The organism is Lysobacter sp. TAB13 (assembly GCF_052113885.1).
GTDB lineage: Bacteria > Pseudomonadota > Gammaproteobacteria > Xanthomonadales > Xanthomonadaceae > Lysobacter > Lysobacter gummosus.
The window spans coordinates 1-442 of sequence record NZ_JBFRDR010000213.1 but is presented as its reverse complement, the minus strand read 5'-3'; the positions used below and the strand labels follow the sequence as shown (position 1 = coordinate 442).

1 protein-coding gene is annotated in these 442 nt (G+C 66.7%); it reads left to right on the top strand.

What is annotated here, in order from left to right; all coding sequences use genetic code 11:
• A partial coding sequence (locus AB4Y92_RS25875; protein ID WP_441822223.1) for an aminotransferase class I/II-fold pyridoxal phosphate-dependent enzyme occupies positions 1 to 442 on the top strand: 442 nt, incomplete at both ends.

Here is a 442-nt window from a genome sequence, read left to right as displayed (position 1 = left end):
GTGCCTGGCTTGAGCCGGTTCTCGGGCGGATCGAACCCGCGAGGCTGCTGGTCGCCCCCGGCGCGCAGCCGGCACTCGTGGCACTGGTCAACCAGCTCGCAAGACCGGGCGAGGCCATTCTCGTCGAGGCCCTCGCCTATCCCGGCCTGCTTGCAGCGGCGAGGCTGGCGGGTCGGCGACCTGTCCCCGTCGCGACCGATGAAGAGGGTCTTCTGCCGGACGCCCTCGAACGGGCCATTGCTGAATCCGGAGCAAAGCTGCTTTGCGTAACGCCGACGATCCAGAATCCGACCACAGCAACAATGCAGCCTGCGCGACGCGATGAGATCGTGCGGATCGCGCGGGCAAAACACCTCAGGATCATTGAAGACGACCCTTACAGTTTGCTCGCCGGCGATGCTCCGCCGCCGCTGGTCGCCCTCGCTCCGGAGCGGACCTATCA